The following is a 22,017-nucleotide window of genomic DNA, read 5'->3' as shown; positions in this document are numbered from 1 at the left end:
CCACACCGTTGCGGCGCTCCTCACCGACCCACCCCCCACGCCGACTCCGGCCCCCCCGTCCAGCGGCAACGACATCAACACCATCATCGGCGGCATCGCCCCGAACTGGGGCCCGTTCGGCCGCGTCGGCAACGAGGCCCGCGTGATGATCGAGGTGGTGATGGCCACCGCCATCATCATCTGCCTGGGCATCGCGGTCTGGGGCGCGGCCAAGCAGCGCATCGGCGCCACCGCCCTGCGCGACACCTTCTCCGCCGAGCAGGGCAAGGGCCTGATCGTGGCCGGCCTCACCGGTGTGTTCATCATCGGATCGCTCGGCACGCTGTTCACCATCGTCTACGGCATGGCCATCTGATCCGGACCCGGGCAGAACCACTGCCACCACCCGGCAAACCTCCGGGAAGCCATCCGGGTATTTGTTAGGAACTGGTGGCCCGACACGACGACGATGTAACACGACCGGGGCGTCCGGGGTGGGGAGACTTGAACATGGTTATCGACGGCGGTAGCGGCGGCGGCCCACGCCGCCCGGGCGGCAGCGGCGGCACCCGCCGCACGGCCCGCCCCACCCGCGACCGCCGCCTGGAGCAGCCACAAACCGTCATCCGCCTCCCCAAGGACCCCTACGAGACGGACTACCCGACCCCCAAGGCCCGCCGCGGCCGCGGCGTCCTCGCCCTGGCGGCAGTAACAGTGGTCGTGGCCGCGGTCATCGCCCTGAACAGCCACGGCGGCGACGGCAAGGGCAGCGAGGGGCAGGGCGCGAGCACCGGGGTCGGTGGCGGGGTGCCGCCGGCGACGGCTTCTACGGGGCTGAGTGCGGTGACGAGTGGTAATCCCGCGTTCCCGACGCAGACGGCGCAGGGGGTACCGGTCGGCTACCCCGATACCAAGGACGGCGCGCAGGCCGCCGCGTTGAACTACGTCGCGGCATTCGCCTCGGACGACATGGTGCATCCCGACTCACGGCACAAGCTGATCGAATCGATCGCCGATCCGGCCATACTGGCGGGTCTTCAGAAATCGCTCGACGACGCATTCGGTCGTACTTTGAAGGCGTATGGGTTGGACGCGCAGGGCAACCCTCCTAAGGGGCAGACCTTCGTGTACCGCAACGTGCCGATCGGGGTCAGCGTGCAGTCATACGCCAATGACAAGGCGGTCGTATCGGTATGGGACACGACCATCGACGGCATCGCCGGACAAGGTTCGACCGAGCCCATCACCCAGACCTGGAGCACGTCGACTCTCACGCTGACATGGGTCAACAACGATTGGCGCCTCAACGACTTCGCCCAGGCCGACGGACCGACTCCGGTGTCGACTCAGCAGGGCTCGGTGCCCGCCGACATCCAGAAGGCCGTCCAGCAGTTCTCGAGGCTCCGATATGCTCCCTGATCTCGCGGCGCTGACAGCGGCCCCGTCAGACCCATGCGCGCTGTTGATCGGCGCCATGAAGAAGGCGTGTGAGAACACGCAGCAGATGGTCGACCCGACCCAGCCCGCCCCCGGCCAGGACCCGGCGTCGACTCCCACCACGGCCAACGCGATCACCGACCCGCTCGGCTCGATCGCGCACGGCTGTGCGCAGGCGGCGCAGTGGGTCATCGATCATCTGTCGGATGCGATCAGTAAGACCGCGACCGTCAACTTCACGAACATGGGGTTCCTCAAGCAGTACGCGATCGTGTTCGCCGCCTCGGCGATTCTGACCGTGCTGCTGTGGCTGCTCTCGGTCATCAAGCGGGCGGTGCGGGGTGATTCGATCGTCAGCGCGATAGGCGAGGCGACGGGATTCCTCTGGATGGCCGTGCTCGCCTCGGCTTTCACGCCGGTGGTGCTGGCGGGGATGGTGAAGATCACCGACTCGGTCTCCGATGCGATCGGCAACGGGTCCGCGTCGGATCGGAACGGGTTCCTGGCGTCGTTCTCGCATGCCCTGGACCCGAATTCCGGGCTGGGCGGTGGGCCGATCATGCTGATCTTCGTCTCGGTGCTCTCGATGATCGCGGCCGCTCTGCTGTGGCTGGAGCTGGTCATCCGGGCGGCGATGCTCTACGTCGGTGCGGCGCTCGCGACGGCGGTCTACGCGGGGTTCGTCGACAAGTCCATGTGGGGGCACATTCGGCGCTGGGTCGGGTTGATGATCTCCATCGACCTGGTCAAGCCCATCATCGTGATCGTGTTGTCGCTGGCGACCGCTGTTTCATCCGGGCCGCAGGACTCGTTCGCCGCCGTGCTCTCCGGGCTGGCGATCATGATTCTCTCGATCTTCGCCTCCGGCCTCGTCTATCGCTTCGTGCCCATGTTCGGCGACGAGATGCTGAGCCTGCACAAGGAGCGGGCGGCGAAGATCGGTAAGGCGGCGATCACCAGTGCCGCTTTCACCTCCACGGCGGGCACGATGCGCAACGGCATCGCCGCGCACGCCAACCGCATCAGCGGGGCCTTCGCGGGCGGTGGGGGTGGCGGCGGGAACATGGGCAGCGCCATCGCCGGTATGTCCGTGGGTGCGCTGGCCGGTGGGGCGAGTGCCGCCGCCGGTATCGCCGCGCACACCGGCAGGGCTCTGACGGTGCGTCCCGGCGCTGACGGTGGCGCCGCGGCCGCGGGCGGAGTGGGCGGCAACGGGGGCACCAGCGGGGGCAACGGCGGGTCCACCACCTCCGCCTCCCGCCTCAGGGCCACGCCGGCGCCAGTCGTCCCCAACCCACCGCCGCCTCCGCGCGGTGGGTCCTGAGGGCCGGCGGGGAGGCTACGACGTGACGCGCAATGGGTATCAGTACCCAGAATCGGCCTCAGCGGGCGAACGGCGGACGTTCGTGACCGCCGGGGCCTCGTCACGCTCGGCCGTCGTCCCCGTCCCTCCAGGAGCCTCCCAGGGCCCCGGCCGCGCACCACGATCACCTGAACACCCGCTGGAAGGCACCGCCGTGAGCACCACGCCAAGCAGTGACAGCACCTCCGCGCCGAACGGCTCGACCAGCTCGACCGGGGGACACCGATGAGCACCACGCAGCAGGAGCCGCCGCAGTATAGGCGCGCCTACCTCCTCGGGAAGGCGAAGCCCAGCGCGCTGATCGGCCGCAACCGGGAGACCGGTGAGATCGGTGTCATCGTGCTCTGCTGTGCGCTGTCGCTGCTGTCCGGGTTCTTCGTGCCGACCACGTTCCTGAAGGTGCTGGGCATCCTCGCCGGGCCGGCGCTCGCGCTGGTCGTGGTGTTCATGCCCTACAACGGCCGCACCATCTACAAGTGGTACGAGATCAACCGCTCCTACAAGCGTCTGCTGCGTTCCCCGCAGGCGACGTGGCGGTCGCGGGCCATGGAGGCGGGTACCAGGATCGACGGTACCGAGGTGGAGATCGGTCCGCCGCCCGGGGTCGGCCGTCTGCGGTGGCTGCGGGCCCAGTTCGGTCCCGACGAGATCGCGGTGCTGATGCACCTCGACCGGCGGACCGTCACCGCCACGCTGGAGATCGAGGGTCCCGGGGTCGGCTCGCGGGACTCGGAGGACCAGGAGGCGCTGGTCGACCGCTTCGGCACCCTGTTGCGGCACGTGGCCAACGGCGACGGCTTCGTCACCCGGCTGCAGATGCTCGCGCGGACGCTGCCCGCCGATCCCGACGCGCACGCGAAGGACGTGGCGCGGCGCGGCGACGAGCAGGCGCCGCGGTGGCTGCAGGAGTCCTACGAGCACTTGCTCTCCATGGTCTCCACCTCGTCCGAGCAACACCGGGCCTACCTCATCGCGTGCATGCCCTACACCAAGGACCTGGCGTCGGAGGCGTACGTCATCGGGCGGGGCGCGGTGGACGTCGGGATAGGGATCATCATGGCGCGGGAGCTGGCCGACATCTGCGCGCGGCTGGCCGACGCCGACATCAAGGTGCGCCAGCCGCTGGGTCCGGTCGCACTGTCCTCGCTGATCCACTCCATGTACGACCCCGACCATCCGATCGACCATCTGCACGCCATGTCGCGGCGGAACGCGTGGCCGGCCGAGCTGGACGCCACGCATCCGCAGTTCCTGCGGGCCAAGACGCGGGAGTCGACCACCGCCGAGCCGTGGTGCCACGCCACGGCGTGGATCAAGGAGTGGCCGCTGACGCCGGTCGGGGTCAACTTCCTCGCGCCGCTGCTGGTGCACACGCCGGACGTGATCCGGACGGTCGCGGTCACCATGGACCTGGAGCCCACCGACGTGGCGATCGAGCGGATGCTCACCGAGAAGATCAACACCGACGCGGAGGCGTCGCGGCAGGCCAAGCTCGGGCGGGTCGACGATCCGCGGGAACGGGCCCATGCTGGGCGTGTGGACCAGCGCGGTGAGGATCTGGCGTCCGGGGCGGCCGGGGTGAACCTGGTCGGCTACATCACCGTCTCGGCGCGCGGCCCGGAGCCGCTGAACCGGGACAAGCGCACGATCCGGGCCTCGGCGGGCAAGTCCTTCCTGAAGCTGGAGTGGTGCGACCGCGAGCACCACCGGGCGTTCACCAACACCCTGCCGTTCGCGACCGGGCTGAGAAAGTAAGGAGGCTGATCCCATGGCCGGACGTTCCGTCCTCGACTCCCTGACCGAGGGCTTCGCCTCACTGATCTTCGGCAAGGTCGAGACCACCCGGCCGCCGGTGCGGACCTCGTCCTCGCAGGCGCAGGCGGTGTACCTGCCGACCGCCGCGCCGGGCCTGGGCGACTCCGGCGTGATCATCGGCCGCGAGGTGTACTCCGGCAAGGGCTACATCTACGACCCCTTCCAGCTCTACGGCCAGCAGCTGCCGGCCCCGCACTGGCTGGTGCTCGGCGAGTCCGGCAACGGCAAGTCGGCGCTGGAGAAGACCTACGTGCTGCGCCAGCTCCGGTTCAAGGACCGGCAGGTGGTGGTGCTGGACGCGCAGGGCGAGGACGGTGTCGGCGAGTGGCACCTGATCGCCGAGTCGCTCGGCGTCAAGCCGGTCCGCCTGGACCCGCACGGTGTGCGGGGCGGCGACCGGATCCGCCTGAACCCGCTGGACCCGGCGATCACCTCCACCGGCCAGCTCGCCCTGCTGCGCACCATAGTGGAGGTCGCGCAGGGCCGGCCGCTGGACGAGCGGGCCGGCTACGCCCTGAAGTCGGCGCACCTGCGGGTCGGCGAGGCCGCGGCCCGGTACGCCCGCCAGCCCATCCTGTCCGACGTCGTGGAGGCGCTGCGCACCCCGCTGAACGCCGCCGCCGAGGACATGAACGTCACGATAGAGGAGGTGCAGGCCTGGGGCCTGGACGTGGCGCTGGTGCTGGACCGCCTGGTCGACGGCGACCTGGCGGGCATGTTCGACGGCCCCACCACGCAGGGCATCGACCTGGACTCGCCGCTGATCGTCTTCGACCTGTCGGCCATCGACCGCAACTCGATCGGCATGCCGATCCTGATGGCCATCGTCGGCGTCTGGCTGGAGCACACCTGGCTGCGCCCGGACCGGGTGAAGCGCATCCTGCTGGTCGAAGAGGCCTGGCACATCATCAACTCGCCGTTCGTGGCGCAGCTGTTCCAGCGGCTGCTGAAGTTCGGGCGCCGGCTCGGCCTGTCCTTCGTCGCGGTGGTGCACCACCTGTCGGACGTCGTGGACGGCGCCGCGGCCAAGGAGGCGGCGGCGATCCTGAAGATGGCCTCGACCCGCACGGTCTACATGCAGAAGGCCGACGAGGCCCGGACCACCGGCAAGGTCCTGGGCCTGCCGCGCTGGGCCGTGGAGATCATCCCCTCGCTGACCCCGGGCATCGCGGTCTGGGACGTCAACGGCGACGTGCAGGTCGTGAAGCACATCGTCACCGAGCACGAGCGCCCGCTGGTGTTCACCGACCGCGCGATGACCGAGAGCTCGGCGGACCGCGCCGAGGCGGCGCTCGCGGCGGCCGAGGCGGAGGAGACGGCGATGCTCGAGGAGCGGCGGGCCCACGCCGTGCTGCCCGCCCCGGCCACCCCGCACCGCGCGATCGCCTCCGGGAACCAGCCGCGGCCGGCGGGCCGCCACGAGCGCGTCGAGGTGCGGCCCATCGACGCCGACGAAGACGACGAGCTGACCGCGATCGCCGGGATGCTGTTCGGGAAGAAGGCCGAGCTGCCCTACCGCTCGGCGCCGGTGACGCCGCCGAGGGAGGCCGAGGAGGACCGGGATCTGTGAGGGCTCTATAAGGGCTCTGCCATAGGGAAGTCGAGAATCCGCGCCGCGAGCTCCTCCCGGCGGCACGGCCACACGTCCCCGCACGTACAGAATTCCGGTCCGGCCTGGCCGTTCGGCGTCCGCACGACGACACGTCGATGCATCGCGAACAGCACACCCGCCCAACCGCGGGAATCCTGCACAGTGACTTCATCAAGACTTGCGACACTCAAGGTATGACCTCCAGTCTCCGCGCGATCCACCGTGGACAACGACGGCGGCCAGCGCGGGTGACGGGTGAATCCGCTATGCGATCTATGGGAGTTTCCGCATGAAGAACCGCATCCTCGGAGCCGACGGTCCGCAGGTCTCAGCACTCGGACTCGGCTGCATGGGCATGTCTGAGTTCTACAGCGTGACGCCGGAGTCCGAGTCGGAGTCGATCTCAGTCCTGCACCGCGCGCTGGATCTCGGCGTGACGTTCCTCGACACCGCGGACATGTACGGCAAGGGCGAGAACGAGAAGCTGGTGGGGCGGGCGCTGTCCGGCGGCCGCCGGGACCAGGTCGTCCTGGCCACCAAGTTCGCCATCCACCGGGATCCCGAGACCGACGCCCGCGTCATCCGCAACGACCCCGCGTACATCCGGTCCGCCGTCGACGCCTCGCTGGCCCGGCTCGGCGTCGACCACATCGACCTGTACTACATGCACCGCCGCAACCCCGACGTCCCGGTCGAGGAGTCGGTCGGCGCGATGGCCGACCTGGTGCGGGCGGGCAAGGTCCGGTACCTGGGCCTGTCGGAGGTGAACGCCGAGACCCTGCGCGCGGCGCACGCCGTCCACCCGATCACCGCGCTGCAGAGCGAGTACTCGTTGTTCACCCGCGACATCGAGGCCGAGGTGCTGCCGGCGGCGCGCGGACTCGGCATCGGGATCGTGCCCTACTCCCCTGTCGGCCGGGGTCTGCTGACCGGTGCCATCACGTCGCTGGAAGGGCTGGCCGCCGACGACTTCCGCCGCACCAACCCGCGCTTCGCCGACGGCAACCTGGAGGCGAACCTGAAGCTGGTCGCGGAGCTGCGCGCGGTGGCCGCGGAGAGCGGGCACACGCCGGTGCAGCTGGCGCTGGCCTGGCTGCTCGCACAGGGGCCGGACATCGTGCCGATCCCGGGCACGAAGCGGATCAAGTACCTGGAGGAGAACTGCGCCGCGGCGGACGTCGAGCTGACTCCGGAGCAGCTGGCGCGGATCGAGGCCGCGATCCCGGCCAGTGCGGTCTCGGGCGCGCGGTACGCGCCGGACTCGGCGCGGCATGTCGAGACGCGCTGAGGCCCCGATAACGCTTCGACATCGTGATTCGAATGTGCTGTAAGCGCCTCTGAGGTACCTGAGGACCATACCTAAGGTACCTCAGGGGCGCAGAACTGGTCTGCTTCCTCATGTGTAGGGGGCGCCTCCCGGCGGAGACTAGTACACGTCACCAGAAGAGAGATCCGCCGAGAGGGTGCAGACCACACCATGAACAACACGCTGTTCACGCTCGACATCGCCAAGTCCCGCAACACCGACCTCATCAAGGCGGCCAAGCGCCACCGTCTGGCCAAGCAGTCCGCGCGCCGGGTGGAGGGCAAAAGCCCGGACAAGGTGCATTCCGTACGCCGGTCATCACATTCCGATGAAACGGCGATGACCTGACCGCGGCGCCTGTGCGATGCTCGACCATGTGTCGATGCGCCAGGTGAGCCCCGTCTTCGTCGGCCGCGGGCCGGAGCTGTCCCAGCTCCGCTCGCTGCTGGCCGGAGCGGCCGGTGGGGAGCCGGCCGTGGTGGTGGTCGGCGGCGACGCCGGGATCGGCAAGTCCCGGCTCATCGAGGAGTTCGTCCGGCCGCTGCTGGACCCGGATCCCGGAGCCCGGCCGCCCGGGGAGGGCGATCGGCGCGACGAGGTCCGGGTGCTGATCGGGGGGTGTGCGGAGCTCGGCGACGAGGGCGTGGCCTACGCCCCCTTCGTCGCCGCGCTCCGCCAGCTGCTGCGCGACTGCCCGGCCGCGTTCGGGGACAACAACGGGGTGCGGCGCCGCGAGCTGTCGTGGCTGCTGCCCGAGCTCGCCGACGGGCTGACCGGCGAGGCGGTGCCCGGCGGGCCGCGGCACCCGGCCAACATGGAGCGGCACGACGACGCGCTGCCGGCGGTGACCCGGGCCGGCGAGATCACCGCCCGCGGGCGGCTCTTCGACGCGGTCCTGGGACTGCTGGAGGACCTGGGCTCGGACGAGACGCTGCTGCTGGTCCTGGAGGACCTGCACTGGGCCGACCGCTCCACCCGCGACCTGCTCGGCTTCCTGTCCCGGTCGCTGCGCGAGTCCCAGGTCCTGATCGTCGGCAGCTACCGCACCGACGACCTGCACCGCGGTCATCCGCTGCGGCCGTTCCTGGCCGAACTGGACCGGATCCGCGGCGTGCGGCGCATCGACCTGGCGCCGCTGACCACCGGCGAGACCGCCGAGCAGCTGGCCGCGATCTACGGCAAGACCGGCCGGGACCTGCCGCCGGGCTTCGCCGAGGAGGTCTTCGCGCGGGCCGAGGGGAACCCGTTCTTCACCGAGGAGCTGGCCTGCGCGGCCACCGAGGGCTCCCATCTGATGCCCTCCGACGTCGGCGGCTTCGCCCTCTCCGACACCCTGCGCGACCTGCTGCTGATCAAGGTGGAGCAGCTGCCCGAGCCGACGCAGCGGATGCTGCGGCTGCTGTCCGCGGCGCTGCCCCCCGTCGACCACCGGTTCCTGCTGCTGGTCACCGGCACCACCGACGACGAACTCAACGAGCTGATCCGCCCGGCGTTCCAGGCGCACATCCTGGTGCCCGGCGAGGGGCCGACCAGCTACCGGTTCCGGCACGCGCTGCTGCGCGAGGCCGTGCACAACGAGCTGCTGCCCGGCGAGCACTCGGCGCTGCACCGGCGCTACGCCGAGCTGCTGGAGGCCGAGCCCTCGCTGGTGGCCGGCGAGATGCGCGAGGTCGAGCTGGCGCACCACTGGTACTCGGCGCGCGACTACGCACGGGCGTACGAGGCGGCGGTGAAGGCGGCGGAGACCGCCGACGCGCGGTACGCGTACGTCGAAGAGCACCAGATGCTGGAACGCGCGCTGGACCTGTGGGACCAGGTGCCGGAGCCGGGTCTGGACTACGCGCGGCTGCTCTACCGGACGGCGTGCGCGGCGCACCTGGCCGGCGACCCGCACCGCGCGCTCTTCCTGACCGACAAGACCCTCAAGCGCGTGGATCCCGGGCAGGACCCGGAGCTGGCCGCGCTGCTGCACCACCTGCGCAGCCGCGACCACCACGTCCTCGGCCGCAGCGACGGCATGGCCGACATCTGGGCCGCGCTGGACCTGGTGGACGGCGAGTCGTGCCCGCAGGTGCGGGTGCAGATCACGAACAGCGCCTCGTTCATCAAGATGCTGACTTCCGACGACATCGACGCCGCGCTGCGCTTCGCCGAGGAGACGGCGATCCTGGCCGACAAGATCGACTCGGACCTGTACCGGATCGCCGCGGCCATCACCAAGGGCACCGTCCTGGCCGGCCAGGTGTCGCTGGGCACCCACGAGGAGGGGCTGGCGATCCTGCGCCAGGCCATCATCGACGCCCTCGGCTTCGGCGACCCCGGCGTCATCGGCCGCGGCTACATCAACCTGTGCAGCGCGCTGGAGACCCTCGACCGGCACCAGGAGGCGGTGCAGGTGGCGCGCGCCGGCCTGGCCGAGCTCAAGCGGCGCGGCGTCCGGCTGCGGATCGCCGAGAGCATGATGTGGACCAACATGGCCGAGTCGCTGATGGCGCTGGGCCGCTGGGACGAGGCCGTGGTGGCGCTGACCTCCAGCCTCGACGTCGACCCGCCCGGCATCCACGGCGCCACCACCCACGAGTACCTGGCCGACCTGGCGCTGCTGCGCGGCGACCCGGACACCGCCCGCAGCGAGCTGACCCTGGGCGCCCGCACCCCCAGCCGCAACTTCGAGCACCAGTACGCGCTCCCCGGCATCCGCCGCGAGATCGAGAAGGCGGCCTGGCTGACCCGCTCGATCACCGACGCGCGCGCCGCTTTCCAGGCCTTCCTGGACAAGCCCCAGTTCCTCGGCGACGAGCGGTACGCCTGGCGTGTCCTGACCGCGATGGCCATGGCCGAGGCGGACCACGCCGAGAAGACCCGCGCGGCCGCGCGGTCCGGCGCCTCGCCCGCGGACACCGCGTCCTCGGCGGTCATCGCCGCCCTGGCCGAGCGGGCCACCCGGCTGCCCGCCGTCACCCCGAGCCAGGCGGCCGCCGCCGCGCAGATGGCGGCGGAACTGGCGCGCTGGCGCGGCGTCGCGGGCGCGACGGAGTGGGCGACGGCCAGCGAGCTGGCGACCCGCGAGGGCGTGCACGCGTATCAGGCGGCGTACATAGGCTTCCGCGCGGCCGAGGCCGCGGCGGCGAACGGCGAGCGCGAGACGGCCGCCCGCCTGTTGCGCGCGGCGGTGCAGCAGGTGGCGGAACTGCCGGACGGCCCGCTGTGCCACGAGATCCAGGCGCTGGCGCGACGCGCGCGGCTGGACATCAGCGACTGCATGCCGGCGCCGAAGGACGCGGGGCGCGCGGCCGCGGACCCCGGGACGCCGCTGGGCCTGACGGGGCGGGAGCTGGAGGTGCTGGCGCTGGTCGCGCAGGGCCTGTCGAACCGGCAGATCGGCGAGCGGCTGTTCATCTCGACGAAGACCGCGAGCGTGCACGTGTCCAACATCCTCGCCAAGCTGGGAGTTTCCGGACGCGGGGAGGCCGCCGCGGTGGCGCACCGGCTGCGGGTGTTCGAGGACGCCTGATTCCGGCGGATCCCCTTCGTCACGCGGAGCGATCGCTTCGCCGCCCTCCGCGATCCCTCATTCGGATGGATCGCCCCGCGCCGCTCCCGTGACGGGCCGGGATCGAGGTCCACACTGGGGTTTCGCGCCCGTCCCCTCCGAAAGGCCGCCATGAAGTCACCGGTCATGCCCGCGATCGAGGAGCTGCTGCACGCGGCGTTCGACGCCGCGCCGCTGCCCGCCGTGCTCGCCGACGGCCCGGAGCACCTGCTGGTGGCCGCCAACGACGCCTGTGTGGCCGAGTTCGGGACGGTGGCGCTGCGGCTGCCGGTCGGCCGGGCGCTGCCGGAGCTGGCCGGGACCGGGCTGCCGGCGGCCCTGGACCAGGTCTACGACACCGGCCGCTCGGTGCTGTTGGAGGACCGGCTGGTGCGGCTGCGGGGAGGCGACCGGTACTACTCGATCATGTGCGTGCCGGCGCGCGGGGGCGTCGCGGTGTTCTGCCGCGACGAGACCGAGCGCGTGCGGCGGGACGAGGCGCTGGCCGAGGAGGAGGCCCGCAACCGGAACATGGCGGTGGCGTTGCAGCGTTCGCTGTTGCCGCAGCGCATCGTGCAGCCGGACGAGATCCGGCTGGCCGCGTGCTACCTGCCCGCCCTGGTGCGCTATGAGGACGCCTCGCTCGACGACGAGCCGGTGCTGGAGGTCGGCGGCGACTGGTACGACGCGATCCCGCTCGGCGCCGGCCGCACCGCGCTGGTGGTCGGCGGCGTCACGCCGGAGGCCGGCGGCGTCGGGGTGCGGGCGGCGGCGGTGATGGGCCGGCTGCGCGCGGCCGTGCGCGCGTACGCCTCGCAGAACCTGCCGCCCGGCGAGGTGATGTACCACCTGGACCGGCACGCCCTGGAGTTCGACGGCGAGCGCACCAACGTGGCCGTCGCCACCCTCGTCTACGCGGTCCACGACGCCGACGACGGCGCCCTGACCTACGCCAACGCCGGCCACATCCCGCCGCTCCTGCGGCTGCCGGACGGGTACGTGGTGACGCTGGACGGGGCCTCCGGGCCGTCGCTCGGCACCGGCGACTGGACGTGGCAGGAGGCCGCGGTGGCGGTCCCGCCGGGTTCGTACCTCGCCTTCTACACGCAGGGCCTGCTGGAGCGTGTCACCGGCGATCTGCGCCGGGTGTTCGCACGCGCCCCGGAGGAGGAGCCCCCGCGGCCCGGCGCCGGCCCCGTGGACCTGGTCCGCGACCACATCCTCGCCGCCATCGACCCGCTGTCCGTCTCCAGCGGCAGCCTGGACCCGACCGGCGCGGTCCGCACCGACGACGTGGCGCTGCTGGTGGCGCACGCCCCAGTGTGGACCGGCGGCCGCGCCGCGCTGTTCCGCTCGGCCTCGATCGAGCTGGTCGGCGGCCCGGAGATCGCCGCGCACGCCCGCAGCTACACCGCCGGGGTGCTGACCACCTGGGGCCTGGCCGAGGACCTGACCGACACCGCGGTCCTCGCGGTCAGCGAGCTGGTCGCGAACGCCGTCACGCACGGCACCGCGCCGGTGGTGCTCCGGCTGCGCCGCACCGACCGCCGGCTGATCATCGACGTCGCCGACCAGTCCGACCACCTCCCCCGCCGCCGCCTGGCCCGCGAGACCGACGAGGACGGCCGCGGCATCAGCATCATCGCGGCGGTGGCCGCGGCGTGGGGCGCGCGGCCGCTGCCGGAGGGCAAGTCGGTGTGGTGCGAGTTCGAGTTCTGACGAATTCGGCGGACTCGCCCCGAACGGGAGTCGATCGCGCGCAGCCGGGAAGGAAGACCGGCATGACCGCGATCGAAGAACGGATCCCGCACTACGACGGCCTCGCCGACTGGTATGACCAGCACAACGCCGCGACCGCGCACGCCGACCGCGATCCGCTGCTGGAGCTGCTCGGCCCGGGCGACGGGTTGTGCCTGGATCTGGGGTGCGGCACGGGCCAGCACCTGGGGACGCTGCGCGCGTCCGGACGGAGCGTTGTCGGGCTCGACTTCTCGGCCGACCAGCTGCGGCTGGCACGGAGACGGGTCGTCGGGGGCGAAGCGCTGGTGCGGTCGGATGCGGCGGCGCTGCCGTTCCGGGACGGGGTCTTCGACGCGGTCGCGACGTTGTGGCTGTCGAGTGATGTCGACGAATTCGCGGGTGTGGTGCGGGAGGCGGCGCGGGTGCTGCGGCCGGGTGGGGTTCTGGTCTACTACGGGGTGCACCCGTGTTTCAACGGGCCGCATACGGAGATGCGCGACGATGGCGCTCGTGTCGTTCATCCGAGTTATCGCGCCGCGGGGTGGAGCCGGCCGGAGTCGCAGTGGCGGGAGGGTGGTGTCCGGCAGCGGCTCGGGGGGCGGCATGTGCCGCTGGCGGATCTGCTTAACGCGTTCGCCGACGCCGGGTTGAGGATCACGCGGGTGTCGGAGGCGCGGAACGAGCCGGTGCCGCGGGCGCTCGGGTTGCGGGGGGAGAAGCTGTGAAGGCACGTCAGGGGTGCCGCTGACGGCGTTCTGACAGCGTGCTCTGCGGCAACCCCGGCGCCATCCCGGCGGAACGCTGATGGCACACTGACGGCGTCCCCGAAAAAGACGCCCTGCCGCCGCACCCCGGTCGAGCGATAGCATGGGGCTTCGGGGTTCTTTGTTGTCGCCGGTGCGCGGCCGCCGGGGGATGCGTCGGATCAGGAGCAAACGGATGAGTGTGGCGGGCGCTGTCGCCTGGCCGGCGCGCACCATATGGTGGCCGCGGCGGCGTCGTGCGACCGTCGGCCCGGCCGTCGCGGCGGGGGTCGCGGGGGTGCTGGCCGCGATGCGGGAGGCGTTGAACACGCCGGAGGCGGAGAACACCGCCGGGGATCTGACCGCCAGCGGCAACCACAGCTTGTCGATGATCGGCGGCGGGACCGCGCCGCGGGGGCACCGGGCGCTGCAGCCCGGCGACGGGCCGTCGTTGGCTGATCTCTACTACGCGCACCGGCTGTCGCTGGTGCGGCTGGCGGTGCTGCTGGTCGACGACCAGGCGTCGGCCGAGGACGTGGTGCAGGACTCGTTCACCGGGTTGTGGCGCCGGTACGGCGACGACCTCACGGGTATGGACAATCCGCTGGGGTACCTGCGGACCGCGGTGGTGAACAACGCACGGTCGGTGCTGCGGCGCCGGAAGACGGCGCGCGGGTACACGCCGCCGCACGTGCCGGACGCAGCGAGCGCCGAGTCGGTGGCGATGCTGTCCGAGGAGCACCGCGAGGTGCTGGAGGCGATGCAGCAGCTGCCGCCGCGGCAGCGCGAGGTGCTGGTGCTGCGCTATTGGTCGGATCTGTCCGAGGCGGACATCGCCGACGCGCTGGGGATCAGTCGCGGGACGGTGAAGTCGACCGCCAGCCGGGGACTGGAAGCGCTCAGCAAGATCCTCAAGGGCCGATAAGCGCGGGACTTCCCTGCCCGAGCACTGCGTTCGGCATGTGGGTCAATGGATCAGCGTGCGCGGACCGTCAACGGCCAGCCGATGGTGAAGGTGACGCTCACTCATACGAGTGAATCAGAGTCACGTTTTGCCAAATTGTGGCGTGAGGCCTTCGCAACACTATTGAGTTCTGTGTTGAATTAGAGCACGCTGCACTGCTACACCCAACGTTTCTGACGACCCGTCAGGTGGTAGCACTCGATGACCTGCGCGCGTTCCGTTCGTTCCCGCCCCAGAAACCACAAGACGGCCACCGCGGCGATGATCGCGGCGCTGTCGCTGTCCTTGGGCGCGTGCGGTGCGCGCCTCTCGGCCGATCAGAAAGCGGCCGCCGTGGCATACGGCCAGGGCGCCCATCCCGGCGGAGCCCCGGGCGCCGACGGTTCCCAGACCTCCGGTGACAGCGGCGGCACGTCGGGAGGCACCACCGGTGGCAACGCCAACGGTGCCGCCGGCGGGACCACCACCGGAGGCACGACAGGCGGCACGACCGGAGGCTCCAGCGGCGGCACGACCGGCGGTTCCACCGGGGGCAAGAGCACGGGTGGCACCACCGGCGGCACCACCGGGGGCAAGACCTCGGGCGGCACGACCGGGGGGACCACCGGCGGGACCAACGGCGGGACGACAGGGGGCACCACCGGCGGCAGCAGTGGCGGCGCCGGCAACGGGCCGGGCTCTGATTCCTGCACTGGTACCGCCAGCGGTTCCACGGCGCCCGGTGTCACGGCCACCAGCATCAGCCTGGGCAACGCCAGTGACCTGTCCGGGCCGATCGGGGGGCTGTTCAGCTCGGCCGCGCAGGCCGTCCAGGCCTATGTCGCCTACTTCAACGCCACGCATCCCACCGGCATCTGCGGCCGGAAGCTCACCGTTCACTCCTACGACTCGCAGACCTCGGACAGTGGTGACAACCAGCAGACGCTGACCGCGTGCCAGGCCGACTTCGCCATGGTCGGCTCGGTTTCGGCCTTCGACTCCGGTGGTGCGGCTTCGGCGGCCTCGTGCGGAATCCCGGACCTGCGCGCGGTGAGCACCACGCGGGCCCGGCAGACGTGCGCAGTGTGTTTCGGTACCGACTCCCAGCAACTGCCACTGGTTCCACAGGTTCAGTCGGACTTCTGGAACAAGCAGTTCCCGGGTGCCGGGACGAAGGCGGCGTTCGTGTACGTCGACACCGGTACGACGGCCCAGCAGGCGAAGTCCTGGGAGCAGGCGTACGCGAAGGACGGCTTCACCTGGGTGCTGAGCCAGCCGATCGGGATCTCGGAGTCGAACTACACGCCGTACGTGGTGAAGATGCAGCAGGCCGGTGTGCAGTACGTGCAGTTCCTCGGCGCCTTCCAGGAGGCCGCCACGCTCGCGCAGGCCATGCAGCAGCAGGGCTTCACGCCGAAGGCGTTCGTGCTGGACCCGACCGGGTACGACCCGAACTACGTGCAGCAGGCCGGAGGGGCGGCGGACCACACCTACGTCTTCAGCAACGCGGCCATGTTCGAGGAGGCGGGTTCGAACCCTGAGCTCCAGCTCTACACCAAGTGGCTGAAGCAGGTGGCGCCCGGCGCCGCTCCGACGTACTTCGGGATGTACGCCTGGTCCTCGGCGGAGTTGTTCACGCGGCTGGCCAACCAGATCGGGCCGAACCTGACACGGCAGGCGATGGTCACCGCTCTGAAGAACGTCCACGACTACACCGGGAACGGCATGTTCGCGCCGCAGGACGTCGGGGGGAAGACGACCTCACCGTGCGCGCTGTTCATGCAGCTGAACGGGACGACGTGGAAGCGGGTCGCGCCGGGTTCGGGCTGGTCGTGTGGGAAGCTCATCGACTCCGGCGTGAACTGACGGCGCCGCGCGATGAACATCTTCCTCACGTACACGGTCCTGGGCCTCGTGATCGGGGCTTCGTACGCCATCGCGGCGTCAGGGCTGGTGCTCACCTATGCGACGACCCGGATCTTCAACGTGGCGCACGGCGCGACGGCGATGGTCATGGCGTTCGTGTACTGGGAGCTCGCCTATAACCAGGGCCTGTCCAACTGGCTGTCGGTGCTGCTCGTGGTGTTCGTGGTGGCGCCGCTGTTCGGGGCGGTCCTGGAACGGTGGGTGATCCGGCGGGTCGCGGATGCCGGGGTCGGGGTGACGCTGGTCGTCACGTGTGCGGTGCTCGTCGGCCTGATCGGCGCCGCGGAGAAGATCTGGCCCCCGGGTGTGCACCAGGTGACGATGTTCTTCGCCGGGCACGGTGTGGTCGTCGGGAAGGTGCACGTCTCCGGGAACGACCTGCTGACGGTGGGTCTGGCGATCGCGGCCGGAGCCGTGCTGTACGGGTTCCTCACCTTCACCCGCACCGGTGTGGCGATGCGTGCGGCGGTGGACGACAAGGAGTTGCTGGCGCTGCACGGCGGCCGTCCGCATCTGATGGCGGCGATCGCCTGGGCGATGGGTTCGTCGCTGGCCGCGCTGGCCGGGATCCTCCTGGTCTCGGCGCGGCCCAGCGATCTGAACTACATCTCGCTGACGTTGCTGGTCGTGAACTCGTATGCCGCCGCGATGGCCGGCCGGCTGACCAGCCTGCCCCGAACCTTCGTCGGAGCGGCGGTGCTGGGTCTGCTGAACGCCTACGCCTCCGGCTACTTGTGGACCAGCAACGCCTGGACCGGGTTCCGGGAGGCGATTCCGGCGATCTTCCTGCTGCTGATGCTGCTGCTGATGCCCCAGGCGCAGCTGCGCGTCGGGCGGCTGGCCGGCGTGCCGGGGGTGCGGACTCCGGAGTTGCGGCGGGTCGGGATGGCGGCGGCCGCGCTGTTGCTGGCCGTGGTCGTCGGGAACGCGGTGCTGAGCGATGTGAACGTGAACCGGATGGCGCTGGGGCTGTGCTTCGCGATCCTGGCGCTGTCGCTGGTGCCGTTGACGGGGTTCAGCGGGTACGTGTCGCTGGCCCAGTTCAGCTTCTTCGGTGTCGGGGCGCTCACCGTCGCCAAGACCCACTCCTCGGCACCGGCCGCGGTGCTGCTCGGGGCGCTGCTGGCGGCGGTCGCGGGGATCCTGGTGGCGCTGCCGTCGCTGCGGTTGCAGGGCTTGTATCTGGCGCTGTCGACGATCGCGTTCGCGCAGATCATGGACTCGATGGTGTTCCAGAACCCGTCGCTGGGCGGGTACGGCGGGTCGCTGACGACGAAGCGGCTGGACCTGTTCGGGTTCCGGTTCACGTCGGACAAGGCCTACGCGATCCTGGCCGCCGCGGTGTTCTGTCTCGTCGGAGCCGCGGTGATCGTGCTGCGCAAGGGGCGCTACGGCAGGATCCTGATCGCGCTGCGGGACTCCCCCGCCGCCTGCGCGACGCTGGGCCTGAACCCGCGAGTGGCGCGGGTCGCGGTGTTCGCCGGTTCGGCGGCGGTCGCCGGGCTCGGCGGCGGGCTGTACGCCGGGCTGCAGAACCAGGTGGGGAGCTCGAACTTCCAGTTCTTCAACAGCCTGCCGCTGTTGCTGATCGTGGTGTGCGCCGGGGTGACGTCGGTGACCGGGGCCTTGCTGGGTGGGATGCTGCTGATGGCGTTGAACAGCTATCCGTCCACGCAGGCCTACTTGTTCCTGATCCTGGCGGTCGCGGCGGTCGGACTCGGCAAGCAGCCGAACGGCATCGCCGGGTGGCTGTTCGAGATGCGGGAGCATCCTCTCGCCGGGCGACTCGGGTTCGGTTCGGCCGGGATGGCCCGCGGCATCGCCGCCAAGTCCGCGGTCCCGGTCCGGGAGAACGCGGAGGCCGAAGCATGACGCGACTCGAAGTGCAGGACGTCACCGTGCGGTTCGGGGGCGTCACGGCGGTGAACGAGGCCACGATCACCGCGGACGGCGGTCAGGTCACGGCGTTGATCGGGCCGAACGGCGCGGGGAAGACGACGCTGTTCAACGTCATCACCGGATTGCAGAAGCCGACGGCCGGACGGGTGTTCCTCAACGGGAACGACATCACCCACACACCGACGCATCGTCGGGCGCGGCACGGGATCGCGCGGACGTTCCAGCGGCTGGAGGCGTTCGGGTCGCTGACCGTCGAGGAGAACATCCGGGTCGCGGCCGACGCGATCCGCTCGAAGAACGCGAAGCCGGCGCGGGTGACACGGGAGCTGATCGGCCGGATCGGCCTGGAACGGTACGCCGGCACGCGGGCGGACGCCGTGCCGACCGGCGTGGCGCGGCTGGTGGAGCTGGCCCGGGCGCTGGCCATCGACCCGGCGCTGCTGTTGCTGGACGAGCCCTCGTCGGGGTTGTCGGAGGCGGAGACCGAGACGTTCGGGGATCTGCTGCGGGATCTGGCCGCTCAAGGGCGGGCCGTGCTGATCGTGGAGCACGACATGCCGCTGATCATGCGGGTGTCGGACCGGATCCACGTGCTGGACCGGGGCATTCTGATCGCGACGGGGACGCCCGCGGAGGTGCAGGCGGATCCTTTGGTGCGCAAGGCGTATCTGGGGGAGGACGAGGCTCCGGAGGCCGGTCCCGCTCCCGACGCCACCTTGGTGATGCCGGCTGTCGACGAGGAGCTGCCGCCGCCGTTGCCGAAGGGCGGCGGTCCGGAGAGCGTCGAGCGGGAGAACGGCGTTCTGGAGAGCGGCGGTCCGGAGTCAGGGAGCTGGTTCTGATGGCGCCCATCCTGGAACTGCGGGACGTGCACGCGGCGTACGGCCGGATCGAGGTGCTGCACGGCGTGGACCTCGCGGTGCCGCGGGGCGCCGTCGTGGCGTTGCTCGGGCCGAACGGCGCGGGCAAGTCGACACTGATGAAGGTCTGCTCGGGACGGCTGCGGGCCACATCGGGCCATGTGCATCTCGGCGGATCGCATGTGAACGACGCGGCGCCGGACGCGCTGGCCCGAGCCGGGCTGTGCACGATCCCCGAGGGCCGCGGCATCTTCCCGAACCTGACGGTCGCGGAGAACCTGCGGCTGTCGGGGCTGGCCGGGCAGGCCTCGACACCGGAGATCTACGAGACGGCCTTCACACGGTTCCCGCGGCTGGCCGAGCGCTACGACCAGCTCGCCGGGTCGATGTCTGGCGGCGAGCAGCAGATGCTCGCGATGGCGCGGGCGCTGGTGACGAACCCGGCGGTGCTGCTGGTCGACGAGCTGTCGATGGGCTTGGCGCCGCTGATCGTGCGGCAGCTGTACGAGGTGCTGGCGCAGATCGCGGAGCAGGGAGTGACGGTGCTCGCGGTGGAGCAGTTCGCCGACACGGCGCTGGCGGTGGCGGACTTCGCGGCGGTGATGACGCACGGACGCGTGGTGGCTTTCGACGAGCCGGACGTCGTGCGGAGGGATTTGACGGAGCTGTATCTGGGAGGGGCGACGGTGTGATGGCCCTTGAGCGGAACGTACGACGAGGTGGCGCGGCAGCCGCGGCGGTGGCGATGGTGGCGTTCGCGGCACCGGTGTCCGTGACGGCGGACGCGGGTCCGGCGAGGGGGACGAAGCCGGCGACGAACGCATACGCGGCGCTGGGCGGGTGGACGCTGTCGGCGTCCGCGGCACCTTTCACCATGGAGATCTACGACCCGAAGATCCCGATTCCGGCCATGCCGGGCAAGCCGAACCTCGAGTTCGACTTCTCCTATACGCGCGCCAGCTACGGGTCGGGACCGACCGGGGCGGCGACCGCGAGCTGGCTGTGGCCGGGGGACGCCGTCGCCTTCGGGTTGGGGCAGCTGTTCAACGATCCGAGTGTGAAGTACCCGATCCTGACGAACGTGCAGTTCCCCGGGCAGACACCGGATGCGACGATGCAGCCGATCCCCGGGTCGTACATGCAGTCGCACACGGGGACCGACGGCGCGAAGTCGGTGTCGACCTTCGGGCTGCCGCTGCCGGGGACGGGGCCGGCTCTGCCGGGGTCGTCGCCGACGAGCGCGCCTTCGTCCCCGTCCGGATCGACGAGCGGAGGACTGCTCGGCGGCGGACTGCTGGGCGGAGTGCTGCCCCAGCCACAGTTGCCCGACCTGGGGACGATGGTGAAGTTCCTGACCGGTCAGGCGGCGCTCGTGGACGTGCAGGGCGAGCGGTCGGAGAGCTCGGCCACGGTGACCGGGGACAAGGCGGTGGCGACGGCGGAGTCCGACGCCGGGAAGCTGCTGATCCTCGGCGGGCTGATCGAGTTCGACGGGCTGAAGGTGACGTCGCAGAGCACGTCCGACGGGACGAAGGGCGCCGCGACCGGGAACGTCGACTACGGATCGATGTCGGTGGCCGGCGTCCCGTTCGGGATCACGGCGAACGGGATCCGGACGCCGTTCGGGATGATCGCGCTGCCGCAGCTGCCCGACGCGATGAACCAGGTGCTCGCCCCGCTGGGGATCACGGTGACGATGCCGGCGGCGAGCGACGTGTCGAAGGACACCGCCGGCGAGATGTTCAGCCACGGGATGCAGATCTCGATCGACACCGCGGTGCTGAAGAAGATGCTGCCGTTCACACCGGTGTTGAAGCAGCTGATCGCCCAGGTGCCGCCGCAGGTGACACAGCAGCTGCCGCCCCAGCTGAACCAGATCATCGGGATCCTGCCGGACCTGGCGCCGAAGATCGTGGTGACGGTGGGCTCGGCGAAGTCGAAGGCGGACGCCTCCCCGGCGATCGACGTGACGGGCGGGGTGACGGGCGGAACCACACCGCCGCCGTCCAGCTCGTCCGGGACGACGGGGAGCACGGGGACGACCGGGTCGACGTCGGCGGGCGGCACGACAGGCGGCACCACGGATGGAACGACGGGCGGAACGACGGGAAGCGTGGGAGGAAGTGACTCAGGCGGCGTCGTGGGCGGCGGAACGACGGGTGGCGGGACCGTAGGCGGCACCACAGGAGGCGCGGCGGCAGGTGGGACCACTGCTGGCGGCAGCACAGGCGGTTTGGCACCGAGCCCGCCGATGCAGGCGAGTGCGGACAAGGTGTCACCCGCGGCGTTCGGTGGTTTGCCAGGGCAGCTGACAGTGGGGGCGTTCGCCGTGGCTGCCGCGGCCGCTTGGGGGCTGAGGAAGTACAGCAGCCTGTTGTTCGGGGGCGCCGGGTGCGAGATGGGGCATACCACAGGAGTGCCGGATCTGCGGGAGATCGAGGAGTAGATGAGTACTTCGAAGACGTGGGCAGCTCGCGCAGTCGCCGGCACCACGCGGCCAGGGGCGGCCACCAAGACCACCGTGACCGCGGCGAGCGTGACCGCGCGCCCGAAGACGCGGACCACCGAGTCCGAGCGCCTGATGCAACAGGGACTGGGACTGGCCGGCAGCCTGCTGATGCCCCTGGGGCTGATCGCCATCGGGCTGGGATGGTTCGGCGCGGCGCACACGCCCTACACCTTCGAGCAGGTCGCGTACCTGGTCTCGGGGGGGATCGGCGGGCTGGCGCTGACGACCCTCGGCGGATTCTTGTTCTTCGGGTCGTGGCTGGCGCGGATCGCGCATCAGCAGCGGCAGCAGACCGAGTTGCTGGCCGGGGAGATCGCCCGGTTGGCGGACGCGATTCTGACGCTGGAGGGCGGGGAGTAGGCGGGAGCTGCACG

Annotated in this window: 16 protein-coding genes and 1 pseudogene; all 17 read left to right on the top strand. The window is 70.8% G+C overall.

Annotated features, from left to right (window positions below):
• Positions 1 to 73 precede the first annotated feature (73 nt).
• The 17 genes and pseudogenes from ABD466_RS38385 (at position 74) to ABD466_RS38305 (ending at position 22,003) form a co-directional block, all read left to right on the top strand.
• Positions 74 to 355: a hypothetical protein gene (locus ABD466_RS38385; RefSeq protein ID WP_344662209.1), complete on the top strand. Its 282-nt coding sequence runs from the start codon at positions 74 to 76 to the stop codon at positions 353 to 355.
• Between the two features lie 134 nt (positions 356 to 489).
• Positions 490 to 1,398, top strand: a complete 909-nt coding sequence (locus ABD466_RS38380; RefSeq protein ID WP_344662197.1) for a DUF8175 domain-containg protein — start codon at positions 490 to 492, stop codon at positions 1,396 to 1,398.
• Positions 1,399 to 1,453: 55 nt separating this feature from the next.
• Positions 1,454 to 2,740: a hypothetical protein gene (locus ABD466_RS38375; RefSeq protein WP_344662196.1), complete on the top strand. Its 1,287-nt coding sequence runs from the start codon at positions 1,454 to 1,456 to the stop codon at positions 2,738 to 2,740.
• 264 nt (positions 2,741 to 3,004) lie between these two features.
• Complete coding sequence (locus ABD466_RS38370; RefSeq protein WP_344662195.1) at positions 3,005 to 4,534, top strand: SCO6880 family protein; 1,530 nt, start codon at positions 3,005 to 3,007, stop codon at positions 4,532 to 4,534.
• Positions 4,535 to 4,547: 13 nt separating this feature from the next.
• Positions 4,548 to 5,936 (top strand): annotated as a pseudogene (locus tag ABD466_RS38365) (ATP-binding protein); the annotation flags it as partial.
• A 538-nt stretch (positions 5,937 to 6,474) separates the two neighbouring features.
• A complete protein-coding gene (locus tag ABD466_RS38360; RefSeq protein ID WP_344662194.1) occupies positions 6,475 to 7,473 on the top strand; it encodes an aldo/keto reductase in 999 nt (332 codons plus the stop codon).
• Between the two features lie 189 nt (positions 7,474 to 7,662).
• Positions 7,663 to 7,839: a hypothetical protein gene (locus ABD466_RS38355; RefSeq protein ID WP_344662193.1), complete on the top strand. Its 177-nt coding sequence runs from the start codon at positions 7,663 to 7,665 to the stop codon at positions 7,837 to 7,839.
• A 34-nt stretch (positions 7,840 to 7,873) separates the two neighbouring features.
• Positions 7,874 to 11,005 (top strand): helix-turn-helix transcriptional regulator, encoded by a 3,132-nt coding sequence (locus ABD466_RS38350; RefSeq protein WP_344662192.1) that lies wholly within the window; start codon positions 7,874 to 7,876, stop codon positions 11,003 to 11,005.
• Between the two features lie 165 nt (positions 11,006 to 11,170).
• Entirely contained in the window at positions 11,171 to 12,742 is a 1,572-nt protein-coding gene (locus ABD466_RS38345) for an ATP-binding SpoIIE family protein phosphatase (RefSeq protein WP_344662191.1), read from the top strand.
• 62 nt (positions 12,743 to 12,804) lie between these two features.
• On the top strand, positions 12,805 to 13,488 hold the full coding sequence (locus ABD466_RS38340; protein WP_344662190.1) for a class I SAM-dependent methyltransferase: 684 nt from the start codon (positions 12,805 to 12,807) through the stop codon (positions 13,486 to 13,488).
• Between the two features lie 406 nt (positions 13,489 to 13,894).
• Positions 13,895 to 14,431 carry an RNA polymerase sigma factor gene (locus ABD466_RS38335; protein WP_344662208.1) on the top strand — a complete coding sequence of 179 codons (537 nt, stop codon included), beginning with the start codon at positions 13,895 to 13,897 and terminating at the stop codon, positions 14,429 to 14,431.
• 372 nt (positions 14,432 to 14,803) lie between these two features.
• Positions 14,804 to 16,315, top strand: a complete 1,512-nt coding sequence (locus ABD466_RS38330; protein ID WP_344662189.1) for an ABC transporter substrate-binding protein — start codon at positions 14,804 to 14,806, stop codon at positions 16,313 to 16,315.
• 12 nt (positions 16,316 to 16,327) lie between these two features.
• Entirely contained in the window at positions 16,328 to 18,247 is a 1,920-nt protein-coding gene (locus tag ABD466_RS38325) for a branched-chain amino acid ABC transporter permease (RefSeq protein WP_344662188.1), read from the top strand.
• Positions 18,244 to 19,116, top strand: a complete 873-nt coding sequence (locus ABD466_RS38320; protein ID WP_344662187.1) for an ABC transporter ATP-binding protein — start codon at positions 18,244 to 18,246, stop codon at positions 19,114 to 19,116. The genes ABD466_RS38325 and ABD466_RS38320 overlap by 4 nt, the downstream gene beginning before the upstream one ends.
• The gene (locus ABD466_RS38315; protein ID WP_344662186.1) at positions 19,116 to 19,826 is read left to right on the top strand and encodes an ABC transporter ATP-binding protein; all 711 of its coding nucleotides are present in this window, start codon (positions 19,116 to 19,118) and stop codon (positions 19,824 to 19,826) included. The genes ABD466_RS38320 and ABD466_RS38315 overlap by 1 nt, the downstream gene beginning before the upstream one ends.
• Positions 19,826 to 21,580 (top strand): choice-of-anchor P family protein, encoded by a 1,755-nt coding sequence (locus ABD466_RS38310; protein ID WP_344662185.1) that lies wholly within the window; start codon positions 19,826 to 19,828, stop codon positions 21,578 to 21,580. The genes ABD466_RS38315 and ABD466_RS38310 overlap by 1 nt, the downstream gene beginning before the upstream one ends.
• A complete protein-coding gene (locus ABD466_RS38305; RefSeq protein ID WP_344662184.1) occupies positions 21,581 to 22,003 on the top strand; it encodes a hypothetical protein in 423 nt (140 codons plus the stop codon).
• The last annotated feature ends 14 nt before the right edge of the window (positions 22,004 to 22,017 follow it).

The sequence above is a fragment of the Catenulispora subtropica genome (assembly GCF_039531675.1).
GTDB lineage: Bacteria > Actinomycetota > Actinomycetes > Streptomycetales > Catenulisporaceae > Catenulispora > Catenulispora subtropica.
This window is presented reverse-complemented; position numbering and strand designations above follow the sequence as displayed.

Bases quoted from the DNA above. Each gene is read 5' to 3' on its own strand.
- ABD466_RS38380 (WP_344662197.1), top strand. From the start codon at position 490: ATGGTTATCGACGGCGGTAGCGGCGGCGGCCCACGCCGCCCGGGCGGC.
- ABD466_RS38375 (WP_344662196.1), top strand. From the start codon at position 1,454: ATGAAGAAGGCGTGTGAGAACACGCAGCAGATGGTCGACCCGACCCAG.
- ABD466_RS38370 (WP_344662195.1), top strand. From the start codon at position 3,005: ATGAGCACCACGCAGCAGGAGCCGCCGCAGTATAGGCGCGCCTACCTC.
- ABD466_RS38360 (WP_344662194.1), top strand. From the start codon at position 6,475: ATGAAGAACCGCATCCTCGGAGCCGACGGTCCGCAGGTCTCAGCACTC.
- ABD466_RS38355 (WP_344662193.1), top strand. From the start codon at position 7,663: ATGAACAACACGCTGTTCACGCTCGACATCGCCAAGTCCCGCAACACC.
- ABD466_RS38350 (WP_344662192.1), top strand. From the start codon at position 7,874: ATGCGCCAGGTGAGCCCCGTCTTCGTCGGCCGCGGGCCGGAGCTGTCC.
- ABD466_RS38345 (WP_344662191.1), top strand. From the start codon at position 11,171: ATGCCCGCGATCGAGGAGCTGCTGCACGCGGCGTTCGACGCCGCGCCG.
- ABD466_RS38340 (WP_344662190.1), top strand. From the start codon at position 12,805: ATGACCGCGATCGAAGAACGGATCCCGCACTACGACGGCCTCGCCGAC.
- ABD466_RS38335 (WP_344662208.1), top strand. From the start codon at position 13,895: ATGATCGGCGGCGGGACCGCGCCGCGGGGGCACCGGGCGCTGCAGCCC.
- ABD466_RS38325 (WP_344662188.1), top strand. From the start codon at position 16,328: ATGAACATCTTCCTCACGTACACGGTCCTGGGCCTCGTGATCGGGGCT.
- ABD466_RS38320 (WP_344662187.1), top strand. From the start codon at position 18,244: ATGACGCGACTCGAAGTGCAGGACGTCACCGTGCGGTTCGGGGGCGTC.
- ABD466_RS38315 (WP_344662186.1), top strand. From the start codon at position 19,116: ATGGCGCCCATCCTGGAACTGCGGGACGTGCACGCGGCGTACGGCCGG.
- ABD466_RS38310 (WP_344662185.1), top strand. From the start codon at position 19,826: ATGGCCCTTGAGCGGAACGTACGACGAGGTGGCGCGGCAGCCGCGGCG.
- ABD466_RS38305 (WP_344662184.1), top strand. From the start codon at position 21,581: ATGAGTACTTCGAAGACGTGGGCAGCTCGCGCAGTCGCCGGCACCACG.